Origin of the sequence: Arthrobacter ruber (assembly GCF_002954225.1) — a bacterium.
GTDB classification, from domain to species: Bacteria; Actinomycetota; Actinomycetes; order Actinomycetales; family Micrococcaceae; genus Arthrobacter_D; species Arthrobacter_D ruber.
The window spans coordinates 217,731-234,302 of the sequence record NZ_PPTH01000016.1 but is presented as its reverse complement, the minus strand read 5'-3'; the positions used below and the strand labels follow the sequence as shown (position 1 = coordinate 234,302).

Genomic DNA, 16,572 nt, shown 5'->3' with positions numbered 1-16,572 from the left:
GTGGGTCCTCACGGTGGTTCTGGACGGTGGTCTGGGCGTGCGTGCGGTCAAGGGCGGGTGTCCTGGGCGTGCGCCAGGTAGGCGTCGAGGGTGGCGCTGCGATGGGCGCGGGCCGAGCGCTCGATGGCGTCGGCGTCGGCGCCCGCCTCGATGAGCACGAGCAGGGCGTCGTGCTCCTCGACCGATGCGCGGGCACGGCCCGGGACGAAGCGGAAGGTCGAGGACCGCAGGGACGCCAGCCGGTTCCAGCCGCGGTGCACGAGGTCGAGGATGTGCGGGTTCGGGCAGTGCTCGAAGAGGATGGCGTGGAAGTCCTGGTTCAGCCGCGTGAACCGCACCGGGTCGAAGTGCTCCAGGCAGGTGCGCATCTCCTCGTTGACGGCGCGGGCACGGACGATGTCCTCCGGCCCGATGAGCGGGGCGGACAGGGCCGTCGCGGCACCTTCGACGAGGCTCAGGGTCTGCATCGTGTAGAGGTACTCGGTGGGATCGATGCCCGCGACGGTGGCTCCCACATTGCGCTGGAAGGTCACCAGGCCCTCCGCCTCGAGGCGGCGGATGGCCTCCCGGACGGGCACGACGCTCACGCCGAGGTCCTGCGCGATCGCCGCGAGGACGAGGCGGTGCCCGGGCGGGTAGGTGCCGTCCACGATCCGCGCCGTCACGGCGGTGTAGGCCCGCTGTGACTTGCTGCCTTCCGCGGTGTCCTGCGGGGTCCCGGCCACCTCAGTCACCGGACCGGCCCGCGTGCCATGTCTCGTACCGTGCCCGCCAGGCGGCGTTCAGCGGATACAGGCCGTCCACGCCGTGCCCCTTGGCGACCATGAGGGCGATGAACGTCTCCTCGCGTTCCTGCGCGACCGAATCCTCCGCGAGCTCGACGGCGAGGGCGGGCGGGATCACGAGGATGCCGTCGGCGTCGGCCACGATGATGTCGCCGGGCTGGACGGTGGTTCCGCCGCAGGCGATGGTCACGTCGGTGTCCCACGGGATGTGGCGGCGGCCGAGCACGGCAGGGTGCGGGTTGGCGTAGAAGGTGGGCATGTCCATCGCGGCCACCGTCGCGAAGTCCCGGACGCCGCCGTCGGTGATGATCGCCGCGGCTCCGCGCACCTGGGCGCGCAGCGCGAGGATGTCCCCGACGGTGCCGGTGCCCTTCTCTCCGCGGGCCTCCATCACGAGGATCTCGCCCTCGTTCACCGTGTCGATCGCCCTCTTCTGGGCGTTGTAGCCTGCGCCGTGCTGCTTGAAGAGGTCCTCGCGGTTGGGGACGTAGCGCAGGGTGCGGGCGAGGCCGACGACGCGCTGCCCGGGCCGGGTGGAGGCCAGGCCGTCGATGCTGACGTTGTTCAGGCCGCGCTTGCGCAGCTGGGAGGAGAGCGTGGCGGTGGAGACGCTCTCGAGCGTCGCCTTCAGCTCGGGTGTCAGCACCACCTGCGGCCCGGCCGCGGGCAGCCCTGCGGCCTCGCGCGACCCGTAGGCCTCCTCGCGCTGGACGTCGTCGGCCCGGGGCCGGGCCCCGAAGTCGGCCAGCGGCGTCGCGCCCTCGCTCACGCGGGTACTGAGCCGCCCGGTGGAGAGAGCGCCCGCGCCGACCTCGACCTCGAGGACGTCACCCGGGACCGCGACGGAGGCCCCGGCGGGTGTGCCGGTGAGGATGATGTCGCCGGGTTCGAGGGTCAGCAGCTGCGACAGGTCCGCGACGAGCCGGGAGAACGGGAAGAGGAGGTCGGCCGTCGTGTCGTCCTGCACGAGGGTGCCGTTGAGCCAGGTGCGGATCCTGAGGTCCCCGGGGTCGACGGCATCGGCGGGCAGGAGGCCGGGACCGACGGGTGTGAAGCCGTCGCCGCCCTTCGAGCGCAGGTTCGAGCCTTTGTCGGCGTAGCGCAGGTCGTAGACGCCGAGATCGTTGCTCGCGGTGACCCATCCGACATGGCGCCAGGCATCGGCGGGGGATACCCGGCGGGCGGACGTGCCGATGACGAGCGCGATCTCGCCCTCGAACCCAAGCAGCTCGCAGCCGGCCGGTCGCTCGACGGCGGACCCGGACAGGGCGAGCGACGACGACGGCTTCAGGAAGTAGGACGGTTGCTCGGGGGTGCGGCCGCGCTGGGCGGCCCGGCTGGGGTAGTTGATGTGGACCGCGATGACCTTGCGGGCAGCGGCCAGAAGCCGATCGTCAACCAGTTCCACCCGCGACTCCTCATCGAGTACCAAATCGTATACGAAGGGTAGGCAGGCGGTCGAGGGCGCGTCAAGGGGCGGATGCTTTTCGCACGGCGTCGTTCCCTGCTCGGGTCCGGTCAGTACCGGACAGGCGGTCGACCTGTCGCAGGCCACACCGACACTGCCGGGATCGGGCGACACCCGCCCGGCGGCGGGTGGCACCAGGAAGCCGCCAGTAGATCGAGGGGGTGGTCCCACGTGTCAGGCGGATGCTTCCTGCGCTCCTCCTCTCCCTGTCGGCCTGCAATCTGAACGCCGCCGCGTCTCCCTGTGAGCTTCCCGACGGGAGCAGGCCTGCCCCGGCTGACGGGACGCTGATGGGTGTGAACCTGGAGTGGGGTCGGGAGACTCTCGCCCAGTATGCAGAGGAGCTGGGCCGGCACCCTGCAGTGGCCGTCACCTTCGCGGACTTCCCCTTCGCCGGCGGTGCGCACGAAGCGCTGCCCGGCGCGGCACGGTTCTCCGACCTGGACGTCACCGGTGACGGAGTCCTGACGTCCGATGACGATCCCTACGCGCCCTATTACCCGCGGGACGACGCCGTCGACTGGATGGGCATGTCCCTCTACCACTGGGGCAGCACCAACCCCTGAACATCAAACGCGCCTGGTGGGACCAGGTCTTCCACTCCGAGGACTGGGCGGCGGTGGAGGATGCGGCCACACGGTCCGAATTCACCCCGGCGCTCCCCGACTGGTATCGCTTCGCCGGGGAGCCTCCGACCTGTGGGGGGCTCTGGCGTAGACCAGCGCCCGCCTCCAGCACACGGAGGCGGGCGCGGGCCGGTGCGGAAGGGACTAGCGCCGGTTGGCCAGAGCCGTCCTGAAAGCGTCGGCCGAGGCGTCGCTGCTGTTGATACGCCAGTCGGCTTCCTTGTCGATGTGGAACCAGATCACGGCCATGACGTCGGGTTGCGCCGAGAGGTAGTCGAAGAGGCGGGTATTCCATGCCGCCTTCGACCCCCCGACCTCCGAGGACGCGGTCTCGGCGATCATGACCGGCTTGCCGGGTGCGAGGAACCTCACCTGCGACAATCCTTCCCCGAACAGGGCCTGCGGTTCCTGCCAGGCACTCCACGTCTGCGAGGTACCCCAGTTGTAGCCGTCGAGTGCCGCGACGTCGACGTAGTCGCCGCCCGGGTACAGCTCCGGAAGGGGTGTGGAACCCCAGTAGGGGACGTTCGGGTTCCACACCCAGCGGATGTTGGAAGCGCCGGTCGAGGCGACGACGTCGTGGACGTGACGGTACGCGGCGATGTAGTCGCCGGCACCGTTGCCGTTGACTCCTTCGGCCCACGGGTACCAGTCCCCGTTCATCTCGTGTCCGAAGCGCAGGTACACCGGCTGGCCCCACTGCCCCAGGGCGGACCCCCACTGGCGGAGGTAGGCGTCGAAGTCACCGGCCGCGATGCGGTCGAGGGAGTAGGCAGGCTGGTCGGTGCCACCTCCCCAGGACCATGGCTCCCAGGTCAGCAGGGTCTGTGCGCCCCGGGCCCGGGCGGCATCCAGTTCGGCGAGGGGCGGGGCCTGGTTGAAATCCTTGTACGACAGCACCAGGGAGGGTGCCTCTCCGGCGAGGGCCGTCACCTCATCGATCTCCGCTCCCGCTGCCGGTCCACCGTTGGTGCCGATACCGAACCTGATGTCCTTCGCCCGCATCTCCGGATCCTGCGTCGGTGCGGGGGCGGTGACCGTGAACACGGACGACGCCGATGCAGAACCTGCGGTCGCGGTGATCGTGACGACGGAGGGCCCGGGTGAGATGACGACCGAGGACAGGAAGGAGCCCTTTCCGTTGGTGCTGATCGCGGTGGTTGTTGCTCCGTCCGTGATCGAGCCCTTGGTGTTCTTCGGGAATCCCGCTCCGTTGATGGTCACGGATGTTCCCGTCGGTCCCGTCGTACTGCTGAGGCTGATGGACGCGGCAGCCTGCGCGGCGGGAGGACCGCCTGCCGAGAAGAGGATGACACCGCAGATCAGCAGGAGGACGCGCAGGACGGAGTGCCGGTCCGCCGTGGCTGGGACTGCTGACGATGGTCGGGACAGGGACAGGGACAGGGACACGGGCAGGGGGGAGACCATGATTGACGCCTTCACGGATTCGGTAGCCCGGCTGACCCGGAGGGTCCCGTGGCTTTGCGTCCCCGGTTCGCACCGGGTTTGCCTTTGCTTCCGGGCGGTCGCCCGGAACGCCCCGATCATCAGGAGTGGAGTCGGGGTCCTCCCATCATCCCCCACGGCCGTCGACGGGGCCGGGCAGTGGCGCGAAGGATAACGGCAGGTTCTGTGCAGGACCCGCACCCTTGAGTCCCGGGTCCTCCCCGGCTAGCATCAGCGTCACGATAGTAGAACGCTGTGTTCGATTATCGAACACAGCGGTAGCGGCACGACCACGACGAAGTGAGGAAGCCCGTGCAATTCCACCACCACGGTTACGTCTCGGGTGACCCCCGGGTCCGGCCTGCAGCCGGGGTCGGTCTCGACCGCCCCCAGGAGCTGCCCGACGAGGTCGACGTCCTGATCATCGGCACCGGCCCCGCCGGCATGATCACCGCCGCACAGCTCTCGCAGTTCCCCGGCATCACCACGCGGATCGTGGAACGGCGCCCGGGCAGGCTCGCCATCGGCCAGGCCGACGGCATCCAGGCCCGCAGCGTCGAGACCTTCCAGGCGTTCGGCTTCGCCCAGCGCATCACCGACGAGGCCTACCGGATCGTCGAGATGGCCTTCTGGAAGCCGGATCCGGCGGACCCCTCCCGCATCATCCGCACGGCCCGCCCGGAGGACGACGAGACCGGCATCAGCGAGTTCCCCCACCTGATCGTCAACCAGGCGCGCGTCCTCGACTACTTCGCCGAATTCATGCGGAACGCGCCCACGCGCATGGAGCCCGACTACGGCTTCGAGTTCGCCGGGCTGGAGGTCGACGACGCCCCGGAGTACCCGGTCACGGTCACCCTGGTGCACACCGCGGGGGAACGCGAGGGCGAGGAGCGCACGGTCCGGGCCAGGTACGTGGTGGGGGCCGACGGCGCCCGCAGCAGGGTCCGCCAGGCCATCGGCTGCAGCCTCGCCGGGGACCAGGCCAACCACGCGTGGGGCGTCATGGACGCCGTCGCCGTGACCGACTTCCCCGACATCCGCCGCAAGTGTGCCATCCAGTCGGGCTCCGGCGGCAGCATCCTCCTCATCCCGCGCGAGGGCGGGCACTTGTTCCGCATGTACGTGGACCTCGGCGAGGTGGACCCGGCGACCAAGGGTGCCATCCGCAGCACCACGATCGAGCAGATCATCGCGAAGGCCAACACCATCCTCAGCCCCTACACCCTCGACGTGCGCAACGTCGCCTGGCACAGCGTGTACGAGGTGGGCCACCGCCTGACCGACAGGTTCGACGACGTCCTGCCGGAGGAGGCGGGCACCCGCACGCCGCGGGTCTTCATCACCGGCGACGCCTGCCACACGCACAGCGCGAAGGCTGGCCAGGGCATGAACGTCTCCATGCAGGACGGCTTCAACCTCGGCTGGAAACTCGGGCACGTGCTCGAGGGGCGCAGCCCCGAGGCCCTGCTCGCCACGTACTCCGCCGAGCGTCAGGTGGTCGCGAAGGACCTCATCGAGTTCGACAAGGAGTGGTCCGCGCTCATGGCGCGCAAGCCCGAGGACTTCGCCGACCCGTCCGAGCTCGAGGACTTCTACGTCAGCACCGCCGAGTTCCCGGCGGGCTTCCGGACCCAGTACGCGCCCTCCCTCCTCGTCGCGGAGCCCGCGCACCAGGACCTCGCCACGGGATTCCCGATCGGAAAACGCTTCAAGTCGGCGCCGGTGGTGCGGGTGTGCGACGGCGTCCCGATGCACCTCGGGCACCACGCGACGGCGGACGGACGCTGGCGCATCTACGTCTTCGCCGACCCCGCCGAGCCGGGTGCGGCGGCGAAGGTGGCTGATCTCGCCGCATGGGTGGGGAGTTCCCCGGACTCGCCGCTCGCCGCGACACCGGAGGGCGCGGACCGCGACGCCTGGTTCGACGTCAAGGTGGTCTACCAGCAGGACCACACACGGGTGGACATCGGGCGGGTCCCTCCGGAGTTCAAGCCGGCCACCGGGCCTTTCGGACTCACCGATTACGAGAAGGTGTACGCCGCGGACCCCTCCGCGGACATCTTCGACCTGCGCGGCATCGACCGCGCCGGCGCCGTCGTCGTCGTCCGCCCCGACCAGTACGTGGCGCACGTGCTGCCCGTCGACGACACCGCGGGCCTCGCCGCCTTCTTCGCCCCGCTCCTCGACGTGCGGGCCGGTGCGGCGTCGGACGGGCACGCGGGCCGGGCGTTCGCCTGACATGCGCACGGCGGACAGTCCGACGGCGGCCCCGGCCTCCCAGACCCTGTCGCGCGGACTCCGTACCCTGGAGATCCTCGCCGAGGAGCCGGACGGGCGGACGACGGCGGAGATCGCCGACGAGCTGGGTGTCCACCGGTCCATCGCCTATCGCATCCTGCGCACCCTCGAGGAGCATTCCCTCGTGGTGCGGGACGCGGGCGGGAGGTTCCAGGCCGGACCCGGCCTGGCGATCCTCGCCCGGGGAGTGGCGCCCAGGCTGCAGACCGCAGCCCTGCCGGAACTCACGGCGGTGGCGGCCGAGCTGCAGATGACGGCCTTCATCGCCGTCCGGGACAGGCGTCACTGCGTCACGCTCGTGGCCGTGGAGCCGCCCCACGGCGAGGGGGCACTGGTGCAGCGGCCCGGCTCACGCCACAGGTTCGACGCCGGTGCGCCCGGCATCGCCATCCAGTCCGCGTTGACCGAGGCGCGATGGGAGCACCTCGCGCCGGGGGAGCCCTACCGGGAGGAGTCGAGGATCGCCGCGGCCACCGGATACGCGGTGAGCCGCGACGAGGTGATCCCCGGCGTCAGCTCCGTCGCCGCCCCCATCCTGGTCCGCGGCCAGCTCCCCGCCGCGCTCGCCGTCGTCTATCTCCGCAGCGACCGGCCGGTCGAGGAGATCGGCGCCCGCCTGGCCGAGGCGGCCCGCGCCGTCGGGTCCGTCCTCTGATGCCCGCACACCGACACGAACCCCCGCCCCACCCTGCGAAGGAGCAGCCATGACCACCCTTCCCCTCCGGGCTTCGGCCGCGGATCCCGCCACGCTCGACGTGGAGGAGACCTGGTCGCGCGACCACCTCGAGGCGGTGCAGCTGGAGCGCCTCCGGGCCACGCTGACGCACGCCTACGCGAACGTGCCCCTCTACCGGCGGAAGTTCGACGACGCCGGCGTGCACCCGGACGATCTCCGGGAGCTGACGGACCTGGCGAAGTTCCCCTTCACCACCAAGGAGGACCTGCGCAGCACCTACCCGTTCGGGATGTTCGCGGTGCCGCAGGCGCAGGTAGCGCGCGTCCATGCGTCGTCGGGCACCACGGGCCAGCCGACCGTCGTCGGGTACACCGCCGGCGACCTCGACCGGTGGGCGTCGCTCGTGGCGCGCTCGCTGCGCGCCTCGGGCGTGAAGGCCGGCTGGAAGGTCCACAACGCCTACGGGTACGGGCTGTTCACGGGCGGCCTGGGGGCGCATGCCGGCGCCGAGCGCCTCGGGTGTACCGTCATCCCGATCTCCGGCGGCCAGACCGAGCGGCAGGTCCAGCTGATCCGCGACTTTGAGCCCGACGCCATCCTCGCCACCCCCACGTACCTGCTGACCATCCTCGACGCCATGGCCGCGGCGGGGATCGACCCGTCGTCGACCACGCTAAAGGCCGGGGTGCTGGGCGCCGAGCCGTGGACCGAGGGCATGCGGCAGGAACTCGAGGGGCGCATGGGCTTCGACGCGTGCGACATCTACGGACTGTCCGAGGTCATGGGCCCGGGTGTCGCGGGGGAGTGTGTGGAGTCCAAGGACGGCTCCCATGTCTGGGAGGACCACTTCCGGCCCGAGATCATCGATCCGTTCACGGAGAAGGTGCAGGGCGACGGTACCGCGGGCGAGCTCGTCTTCACGTCCCTGACGAAGGAGGCGCTGCCCATCATCAGGTACCGCACGCACGACCTCACGCGCCTGCTGCCCGGCACCGCCCGTCCCGGCATGCGCCGGATGGAGCGCATCACCGGCCGCAGCGACGACATGGTGATCGTGCGCGGCGTGAACCTCTTCCCCACGCAGGTGGAGGAGCTGGCGCTGCGCATCCCGGCCCTGAGCCCGCATTTCCAGCTCGAACTCACGCGTCCCGAGGGGCAGCGGATGGACCAGCTGACCGTCCGGGTGGAACCGCGCGAGGGCGTCAGCGCGGTCGACGCCCTCGCGGCCGCCGAGGAGCTCCGCCACCAGATCAAGACGCACATCGGCTCCACATGCGCCGTCACGCTCGTCGAGCAGGGTTCACTCGTGCGCTCCAGCGGCAAGCTCAAGCGGATCTACGACCTGCGGCCCCGCGGCTGACAGGTACTCACCCCGCTCCCCGACGACGCCAGGCGTGCCGCGCGGGCCGCCGGCGGTGTGCTGTCAGCCGTCCGTGGCGGGCGGCGCCCGGCGGTCGAACCGGTGTCGCAGCACCGCCCCGGGGCGGCGAGCCATCAGACTGACCTGATGGAGCGGACGCGTGCGAGGGACTGGCTGATCGGTGCTGTTGCGATGCTCGTCCTCCTGGTGGTCGCGGTGGTGATCCTCTGGTGGGTGGTGAGTGAGCCGGCGGGTGAGGTCGAGGCAGGGCCTGCGCCGTCGTGGACGGCGGACGGCGCACCGGCTGCGGAACCGCCGGCGGACCTGCGTGAGGACGAGGTGTGGCTGGATGACCTGGACTTCGATGCAGGAACGGTGGTGACCGCGGGTTCCACGCTCCGCGACGTCCGGGCCGTCGGCCAGGACGTCGTGAGCGGGCCGGACGGCCTGGTCGCGGCCCGACTCACCGTCGATGCCACCGTGCCGTTCGACGCCGTCGCCCGGGAACTCGGTGGCGGGAGCGAGGTGCGCCCCGGCGACGACGGTCAGGCCACCGTGGTGCGCACCGTCGACGTCCTGGGGCGGGGTGTGCGCGTCACCGCCACGGGCACGGTCGACGTCGAGGACGGCAGGCTCGTGATGGAGCCGACCTCCATCGATCTCGGTGGACCGGGTCTCCTCTCCGGTGCCACCGCCGCCGTCGTCCGCGGGCTCGTCACCATCGAGCACGACATCGAGGGGCTGCCGGAGGGCCTCGTGCTCCAGGACGTGACCGTGCAGGGGAACGGCTTCCGCGCCAACCTGCGGGGCGAGGACGTCCGGCTGGGTTCCTGATGGCGCCCTTCGAGGCGGACTGCCGGGTCTTCGCGCCCTGGCTGGTCAGGGCCTCGGTCTCGGCAGTCTGCGGGAGTTCCGTCCGGGTCCCTGTGTCCGGCTCGTAAGCTCGTTCCATGGGTAATGACCGGGATGCGATCGGGTGGGCTGCTGCACGCAGGAGTAACCGTGAGAACTGGGAGGACCGGGTGCCCCTCCATGAAGCCGCCTACGGGATCGACGACTTCTACGCCCCCGAGCACCTGAGCTCGGTCGTCCGCGCCGATCTGGCAGCCTTGGCACCCTTCCTCCCGAACGGCACGGTGGCGGGTCTGGACGTATGCCACCTTCAATGTCACATCGGCACCGACACCCTCTCGCTGGTCAGGGCAGGAGCCCGGGTGACAGGCGTGGGCTTCTCCCCGGCGGCCCTGGCGTCCGCTGCAGGACTGGCGAAGCGTCTGGGCCTGGAGGCGACGTGGGTGGAGACCGATGTCCTCGATGCCCGCGCCGCCGTCAGCGGCGACTTCGATCTCGTCTACACGAGCATCGGCACCATCAACTGGCTGCCGGACCTGGGCCGCTGGGCCGGGCAGATCGCGGGCCTCCTCCGGGCAGGAGGCACCTTCCACATCCGCGACGGGCACCCGGTCCTCTACGCCCTCGATGAGCATGCGGACGGGCTGCGGCTCCGGCACCCCTATTTCGGCCACGGCGAGCCGCAGGTCTGGGACGAGGAATCGACGTATGCAGGGGACGGCACGGTGAACCACTCCCGCACATACCAATGGGCGCATCCCCTGTCCGACATCATCAATGCGCTCATCGGGGCAGGTCTGCACATCCTCCGCGTCGACGAGGGAGCTACCCTGCCGTGGCGGTTCTCGCCCCGCATGGTCGAGGTGCCGGACGGATTCGCGTGGCCCGATGTCGAGCGGGATCTCGTCCCGTGCACCTACACGATCATCGCCCGGAAGCCGTGACCACCCGGGATCACGCATCGGCATCCGCAGGGACCCCGCCGGAGGACCAGTCGGGGGGCCCTGCCCGTCAGGAGCCCCGCGGTCACCCCGTGTAGGCCTGCTCGACATCGAGGACCCACGTGACGCCGAAGCGGTCGGTCAGCATGCCGAACCCGGAGGTCCAGGCGGAGGCGGCGAGGGGCTCGACGACGGTGGCGCCCTTCGCGAGGCCGTCCCAGTAGCCGGTGAGCTCCTCGAGGTTCTCGGTCCGCACGGACTGGAAGAAGGTGCCGTCGGTGATGGTGGTCCCGTTCTCGCGAAGGGTGGTGCCGGGGACCGGAGCCGGGATGGTGTCGTGCTCCGGGACGTCGTACGCCATGAGGCGGAACCCGTCCTCGTTCTCGAGCTGCCCGAAGACGATCCCGTCGGCTCCGGGTGCATCCTGCGGCATCCCGAGGTCCCCGTAGGTGGCCAGGGTGACCCGACCGCCGAACACGCCCTGGTAGAAGCCGAGGGCCTGCCGTGCCGTGCCGCGGAAGTTCAGGTGCGTGGTGGTCCTGATGCTCATGGTGTGCTCTTTCCTCTGTGACTGATCGGCAGGAGCGCCGTATGAGACTACTGTGGCGTCAGTAGAGGTCAGAAGGAGTCCTCTACTGCAGCCATACTGATGACCATGACCGGAAGTCCCGCACGGATGCTGGCGCTGCTCTCGATCCTGCAGGCCCAGCGGGTATGGCCCGGAGAGATGCTGGCCGAGCGACTGGGTGTGACACCGCGGACGGTCCGCCGGGACATCGATCGGCTCCGGGAGCTCGGCTACCGCATCCGCGCGGTCAAGGGCCCGGACGGCGGCTACCGGATGGCAGCAGGCTCGGATCTGCCGCCCCTGCTGTTCGACGAGGACCAGGCCGTGGCGGTCGCCGTCGCCCTGCAGAACGCGCCGTCCTCCGGCGTCGACCTGGACGATGCGGCGCAGCGGGCGCTGGCCACCATCCGGCAGGTCATGCCGTCCCGGCTCCGGCACCGCATCGACGGCATCCGGTTCATCGGGGCGGACACCGCGACGGCCCGCGTCGCGCCCACCGTCCTCGAAACGGTCAGCGCCGCCGTCCGGAACCGCACCACGCTGCGCTTCGACTACCACGAGGACGAGCTGCCGCGGCGGACCCAGCCGCACGCGATCGTGGCCCGGAACGGTCGCTGGTACCTGATCGGCTGGGACCTGGACCGTGACGACTGGCGCATCTACCGCCTCGACCGGATGTCTCCCCGGACCCCGACCGGTGCGGTGTTCCCGCCCCGCGCGCTCCCGGCCCCCGATGCCCGCACCTACCTGTCCGCCCGCCTGAAGGGTTCGGATGCCGTGGACCGGTGGCCGTGCACCGGGGAGATCGTCATCGACCTCCCGCTGCACGAGGTCGCACCGTTCGTCGGGGACGGGACCGTCGAGGAGCTCACGGAGGGTTCCTGCCGGGTGGGCCTCGGTTCCTGGTCCTGGGACGGTGTGCTCGCATCCGCCGTCAGGTTCGGTGCCCCCTTCACCATCATGGGTCCGGAGCCCCTCTGTGCTGCCGCCAGGGACCTCGGCACCCGCCTCGGGGCGGCGAGCCGGAGCTAGGGCCGACGGGCGGAGGGATTCACTGGCCGTCGGGGGTCAGCCGGGTTCCGGATCGTACCGCGGCCACGGCATCGAGGATCCCCCGGGCGGTCCGGGCGGCATCCTGTTCGTCGCCGAGCAGCGATCCGTGGGTCGCCCCGTCGACGACGCGGTGCAGCGTGTTGGTCGACAGGGCGGCCAGTGCGTCCTGGGACCCGCTCCATCCCGGCCTGGTCCCGCTACCGGCTGTCAGGACGACCAGGGGCTTGTCGGCAAAGGTCCTCAGCGCGGCGGCCTGATCCATCGAGGACCCGGCGACGAGGTATTCGTCCACCGTGCTCCGCAGATGGTCCCCCGATTCCACACCCAGGAGCGGCCCGACGCCGAGCCGACCTGCGGCGGCGACCAGCGCGGAGATGCGGTTCGTGGTGTCATCGGGGCGCGCGGATCCAGCACCGGAACCGGGCCTCGGCTCCGGTGCTGGAGCGGGATCGGGTGCGGTCGAGTCCACCAGCACCAGCCCGGCCACCTCCTCCGGGTACCGGGCGGCGAAGGTGAGGGCGTAGAGGCCGCCGAAGGAATGACCGGCCAGCACGTAGGGCCCTGGCTCGCCGCCGCGTTGCAGCAGCGTGTGGAGGTCGGTGGTGAGCTGCGCGGCGTCCTGCGGCGCGGTCGCCGCTTCGCTCCAGCCGCGCCCCGCACGGTCGTAGACGCAGACCCGGGTGTCCTGCGCGACCTCCGGCGCGATCAGGACGAGGTCCGACGACGTCAGGCCCGCGCCGGGTTCGAGCACTACGGTAGGGCTGCCCGCGCCGGTGCAGTCCAGGTGGAGGCGGTGACCGCCGACGTCGATCAACCGGCCGTGGTCAGGGGGACTCCCCGCCCGCACCGCTCCCCGAACCGTCTCGTACCCGCCCGCCAGTGACGCGACGACGAACAGCGCGATCACGGGGTAGAGCAGCGCGCGGGCGCCCCGGCCGGGAAGCCGCCGACGGATCCTGCCGACCATCCACACACCCAGCACCAGCAGGGCCGGAGGCCCCACCCAGGCGAGCGCCTCCCGTATCGGGGCTCCGAACACCACCAGGAGCAGGCCGCTCAGGCCCAGGAACAGGGCGGGTGCCACGGCCCACCCCTGCGGCCGGCTCGTGAACCTCGCCGACAGCACCGCCAGGAGGGCCCAGCCCAGCGCGAAGCCCAGCAGGAGCCCCCCGGTCACGCCACTCTCCGTCGCCGGGATGAAAGGGGCCGCCGCCAGCAGGAGCGCGGCCAGGAGACCGGCGACCAGCGACCCGGCCACGAGCCGGCCGAGGGGACCGCGCGCGGGACCGGAACCGCGTGCGGCGTCCAGGTCGTCGGGAACCGGGCTTACGGGAAGGGTGGTCACCCAGGGCTCGCTTCCTCGAGAAGACGGTGGCAGTCCCTGCAGTGAACCATTCCCGGAAGGTGGTTGACCAGTGACCCGGCCTCCCCGCCGCCCGCAGGGGCGCCGACGGTCGCCGTTCAGTCCAGCGGCGGGATGATCCTCCCGGCCGCGAGCTGGTCGAACAGCTCGAGGAAGCGGTCCTCGGTGTCGAGGCAGTCGCTGAAGCCGTGCTGCCGGGCCTTGATGGTGGACGTGACGTTGTCGAAGCCCGAGCGGAAGAGGAAATCACCGAAGGCCCAGCCGGCCAGGTCCTCGAAGGGGGTGGGCACGAGATCGTACTTCGTCACCATGCCCTGCCAGAGATCCTCGTGGTGCGGCATCGCCTCGGCCAGCGGGACCGGCTGCGGCTCGGCGTAGTCCATCCCGAAGTGGCGGGCGAAGACCGGCCACAGGTGACGCCAGCGGATCTGGTCCCCGTTGGTGATGTTGTAGACCTCCCCGGCGGCCCGCGGCTCAGAGCCGGCCCAGACGGTGGCGCGTGCCAGCAGTGACGCATCGGTCACCTGGTACAGGGCGTCATAGGCGGCGTGCGTGCCCGGGAAGCGCAGCGGCTGACCGAGTTCCCGGCAGATGCTCGCATAGACCGCGATGACCATCAGGATGTTCATGGGATTGCCGACGGCGTAGCCGACGACACCCTCGGGACGCAGCATGGTGGCCCGGAAGCCGCGTTCCGCGGCGACGGCACGGAGGATGTCCTCCTGGTCGTAGTAGAAGTTCGGCTGGATCAGCCGCGCGTCGCGCTCCTTCGCCGGGGTGTTGAAGTAGCCCAGGTGCCCCCCGTACGCCTTCCCGCCCTGGTAGAGGGTGACGTGGCGCAGCGGAGCATCCGCCGCCTCGAGCCCGTCCAGGGCGTTGGTCAGCAGGGCGGAGTTGATCTCGATCTGCTCGGCGGTCGTGGCCCGTTCGATGTATGCCGCGAACACCAGGTGGGTGGTGTCCCGGGCCGCCTCGAGGCCGGTGCGGGCCGCGTCCCGAGCGAGCAGGTCCACGGGCAGGTGCTCCCACCGGGCGCCGCTGACGGGACGGCGGCTCAGCCCCCGCACCGTCGCGCCGCGACGGGCGTACTCGTCCGCGACGTGCCGCCCGATGACCCCGCCGGCGCCGGCGACCAGCACCGTGGTCGACGCGTCGACGGCCGCCCCGGCACCAGCTGCGGAGGCGACGGACTCCGACGACACCGCGGCGGATGGCGCGTCGGTGCTCTGCGTGTTCTGGTGGGTCACGATGGGCTCCTGCGATAGCGGTTCATCAGCGCCTGGGCAGCCGCTGTCGTCTCCCGGTCCAGCCACTATAACTTTCGGGCGATGCCGCCGCGGTCCGCCGGACGGCTCCCTCGAGCAGGCACGATTCCTTGACGGGGACCGCTGCCGGCCTCAGCGCTTGCCGGTCGCCACCGCCACGATCTCCTGCATATAGGGGGCCACGACCTGCTGCGAGATCTTGCAGTCGAGCAGCAGGACGCCGTCGTCGTCGGACGCCAGCCAGCCCTCCACGGCGGCGAGGTCCTCGAGCGCAGCGATCGTGGCGGAGCGGGCACCGAAGGCGGCGGCGACGGCGGCGAAGTCCACCTCGTCGATCATCATGGGGCCGGAGTGGATGCCGCGGACCGCGTACTGGTGGATCTCGGCACCGTAGGCGGCGTCGTTGAAGACCACGATGACGGCACGCCGTGCGGCCCGGATGAACGTGTCGAGGTCGGCCAGGGCCATGAGCGCCCCGCCATCGCCAGTGCACAGGACGACGGTGGATCCCGGCAGCGCTCGGGCTGCGCCCACGGCGCTGGGGAAGCCGAGCCCGATGGTCTGGTACGCGGTGCCCACCATGATCAGGCGGTTCGGCGCCGGGACGCGGAGGTAGCCGGGCGCCCAGCCGATGAAGTGGCCGCCGTCCTGCACCACCGTCCGGTCCGCGGGCAGCATCCGGTCCAGCGCCCTACACAGGCTCCGCGGGTCCAGGCGGCCGTCCGGTGCGGCGGCGTCACCGTCCTCCCGCGCATCGTGGGCCTTGAAGGCGGCATCGGCTGCGGTGGTGCTCCACCGGCGGGCTCCCTCGCGGGGCCCGACGGCGGCGAGGAGCGCCTCGGCGGCGAGGCGCGCGTCGGCGCGGAGGAAGTCGGTGACGGCAGGCGAGGTGGGGCCGGCGGCGATGTCGGCCTGGATGACCCGGGCGTCCGGATCGAAGGAGTGGCCGAAGCGCATCGTGAACTGGTTGAGCCGCGCCCCGAGCACCAGGACGACGTCGGCCTGCTCGATGAGCTCCGCCGTGCGCTCGGAGGCCCAGCCGCCGGCGATCCCGAGGGCTGCAGGATCGTCCCCGAAGAGCCCCGCACCGAGGCCGGAGGTGGCGGTGAGGGCGCCGAGGCGGTCGGCGAGGCGGGCTGCTGCCTCACCGGCACCACTGACCCAGGCGCCGCGACCCGCCAGGATCAGGGGCCTCTCGGCGGCGGAGAGCAGCGCGGCGGCGCGCGCGATGTCCCCGGCGGCCGGTTCCTCGAGGGGTGCTGCGGCGGGTGGAGCGGCGAATACCTCGTCCGCGGCCTCGGCGGCGGCGAGATTGTAGGGGATCGCGAGCACCACGGCCTCCCGATGGTGGAGTGCGTGCTCGATCGCCGCCGTCGTCGTCGCCTGGGGGCGCGCGGCGGACACGGTGAAGGTCGTGGCGCCGAGCCCCTTCGCGACGAGGGCCTGATCCACGTCCCACGCGCGCACCCCGGTGGTGGGGGCATCGCCGACCACGAGCACCAGCGGGATGCCCGCCTGCACGGCTTCGGCCAGCGGCGTCAGGGCGTTCGTGAATCCGGCGCCGTACGTGGTGGTGGCTACGGCGAGGCGGCCGCTGGCCCGGTGGTAGGCGTCGGCGGCGGCGACCGCACCGGCTTCGTGCCGCACGGCGGTGAAGTGCAAGGACGGTGCCGCCATGACGGCGTCGAGGAAGTGCGCGTTGCCGTTGCCCATGACCCCGAAGACCTTGGTGGTGGCGGGCAGGAGGGCGGAGACGATCCGGGAGGAGACGGTGGGCATCGGGAATTCCTTCAGCGCGAAGTCCCCGGGGCTACAACGAGCGGCACACGGTCGACCCGGAGGACTTGATGGGTGGGTTCCGTATGTGC

Annotated in this window: 14 protein-coding genes and 1 riboswitch; of the genes, 7 read left to right on the top strand and 7 right to left on the bottom strand. The window is 71.2% G+C overall.

Annotated elements, in window-relative coordinates:
* Positions 1-47 precede the first annotated feature (47 nt).
* Complete coding sequence (locus CI785_RS09695) at positions 48-734, bottom strand: GntR family transcriptional regulator (protein WP_105031873.1); 687 nt, start codon at positions 732-734, stop codon at positions 48-50.
* The gene (locus CI785_RS09690) at positions 727-2,193 is read right to left on the bottom strand and encodes a fumarylacetoacetate hydrolase family protein (protein WP_105031872.1); all 1,467 of its coding nucleotides are present in this window, start codon (positions 2,191-2,193) and stop codon (positions 727-729) included. Before CI785_RS09690 ends, CI785_RS09695 begins: the two co-directional genes overlap by 8 nt.
* 350 nt (positions 2,194-2,543) lie before the next feature.
* Between CI785_RS09690 and CI785_RS09685 the strand changes: the two genes are divergently transcribed.
* Positions 2,544-2,819 (top strand): hypothetical protein, encoded by a 276-nt coding sequence (locus tag CI785_RS09685; RefSeq protein ID WP_205753595.1) that lies wholly within the window; start codon positions 2,544-2,546, stop codon positions 2,817-2,819.
* Positions 2,820-3,023: 204 nt separating this feature from the next.
* On the opposite strand, the gene CI785_RS09680 is transcribed toward CI785_RS09685, so the two are convergent.
* Positions 3,024-4,307, bottom strand: a complete 1,284-nt coding sequence (locus CI785_RS09680; protein WP_105031871.1) for a glycoside hydrolase family 26 protein — start codon at positions 4,305-4,307, stop codon at positions 3,024-3,026.
* A gap of 18 nt (positions 4,308-4,325) precedes the next feature.
* Positions 4,326-4,400, bottom strand: a riboswitch (cyclic di-GMP riboswitch).
* Positions 4,401-4,637: 237 nt separating this feature from the next.
* Between CI785_RS09680 and CI785_RS09675 the strand changes: the two genes are divergently transcribed.
* The 5 genes from CI785_RS09675 to CI785_RS09655 all read left to right on the top strand — a co-directional run bounded on the left by CI785_RS09675 (position 4,638) and on the right by CI785_RS09655 (position 10,458).
* Positions 4,638-6,566, top strand: coding sequence for an FAD-binding monooxygenase (locus tag CI785_RS09675; protein WP_105031870.1), 1,929 nt, complete (start codon positions 4,638-4,640; stop codon positions 6,564-6,566).
* A 1-nt stretch (position 6,567) separates the two neighbouring features.
* On the top strand, positions 6,568-7,281 hold the full coding sequence (locus tag CI785_RS09670; protein ID WP_105031869.1) for an IclR family transcriptional regulator: 714 nt from the start codon (positions 6,568-6,570) through the stop codon (positions 7,279-7,281).
* A gap of 49 nt (positions 7,282-7,330) precedes the next feature.
* Positions 7,331-8,662: a phenylacetate--CoA ligase PaaK gene (paaK, locus tag CI785_RS09665; protein WP_105031868.1), complete on the top strand. Its 1,332-nt coding sequence runs from the start codon at positions 7,331-7,333 to the stop codon at positions 8,660-8,662.
* Between the two features lie 147 nt (positions 8,663-8,809).
* Complete coding sequence (locus CI785_RS09660) at positions 8,810-9,496, top strand: LmeA family phospholipid-binding protein (protein ID WP_105031867.1); 687 nt, start codon at positions 8,810-8,812, stop codon at positions 9,494-9,496.
* 116 nt (positions 9,497-9,612) lie between these two features.
* Positions 9,613-10,458: a class I SAM-dependent methyltransferase gene (locus CI785_RS09655; protein ID WP_105031866.1), complete on the top strand. Its 846-nt coding sequence runs from the start codon at positions 9,613-9,615 to the stop codon at positions 10,456-10,458.
* A gap of 82 nt (positions 10,459-10,540) precedes the next feature.
* On the opposite strand, the gene CI785_RS09650 is transcribed toward CI785_RS09655, so the two are convergent.
* A complete protein-coding gene (locus tag CI785_RS09650; protein WP_105031865.1) occupies positions 10,541-11,005 on the bottom strand; it encodes a VOC family protein in 465 nt (154 codons plus the stop codon).
* Between the two features lie 105 nt (positions 11,006-11,110).
* Here CI785_RS09650 and CI785_RS09645 point away from each other — a divergent pair, with 105 nt between their 5' ends.
* A complete protein-coding gene (locus CI785_RS09645; RefSeq protein WP_240615120.1) occupies positions 11,111-12,055 on the top strand; it encodes a helix-turn-helix transcriptional regulator in 945 nt (314 codons plus the stop codon).
* Between the two features lie 19 nt (positions 12,056-12,074).
* On the opposite strand, the gene CI785_RS09640 is transcribed toward CI785_RS09645, so the two are convergent.
* The 3 genes from CI785_RS09640 to CI785_RS09630 form a co-directional block, all read right to left on the bottom strand.
* Positions 12,075-13,421, bottom strand: a complete 1,347-nt coding sequence (locus CI785_RS09640) for an alpha/beta hydrolase (RefSeq protein WP_205753594.1) — start codon at positions 13,419-13,421, stop codon at positions 12,075-12,077.
* A 116-nt stretch (positions 13,422-13,537) separates the two neighbouring features.
* Positions 13,538-14,686: an SDR family oxidoreductase gene (locus CI785_RS09635; protein WP_240615119.1), complete on the bottom strand. Its 1,149-nt coding sequence runs from the start codon at positions 14,684-14,686 to the stop codon at positions 13,538-13,540.
* A 150-nt stretch (positions 14,687-14,836) separates the two neighbouring features.
* Positions 14,837-16,483 (bottom strand): thiamine pyrophosphate-binding protein, encoded by a 1,647-nt coding sequence (locus CI785_RS09630; RefSeq protein WP_105031863.1) that lies wholly within the window; start codon positions 16,481-16,483, stop codon positions 14,837-14,839.
* Between the last annotated feature and the right edge of the window lie 89 nt (positions 16,484-16,572).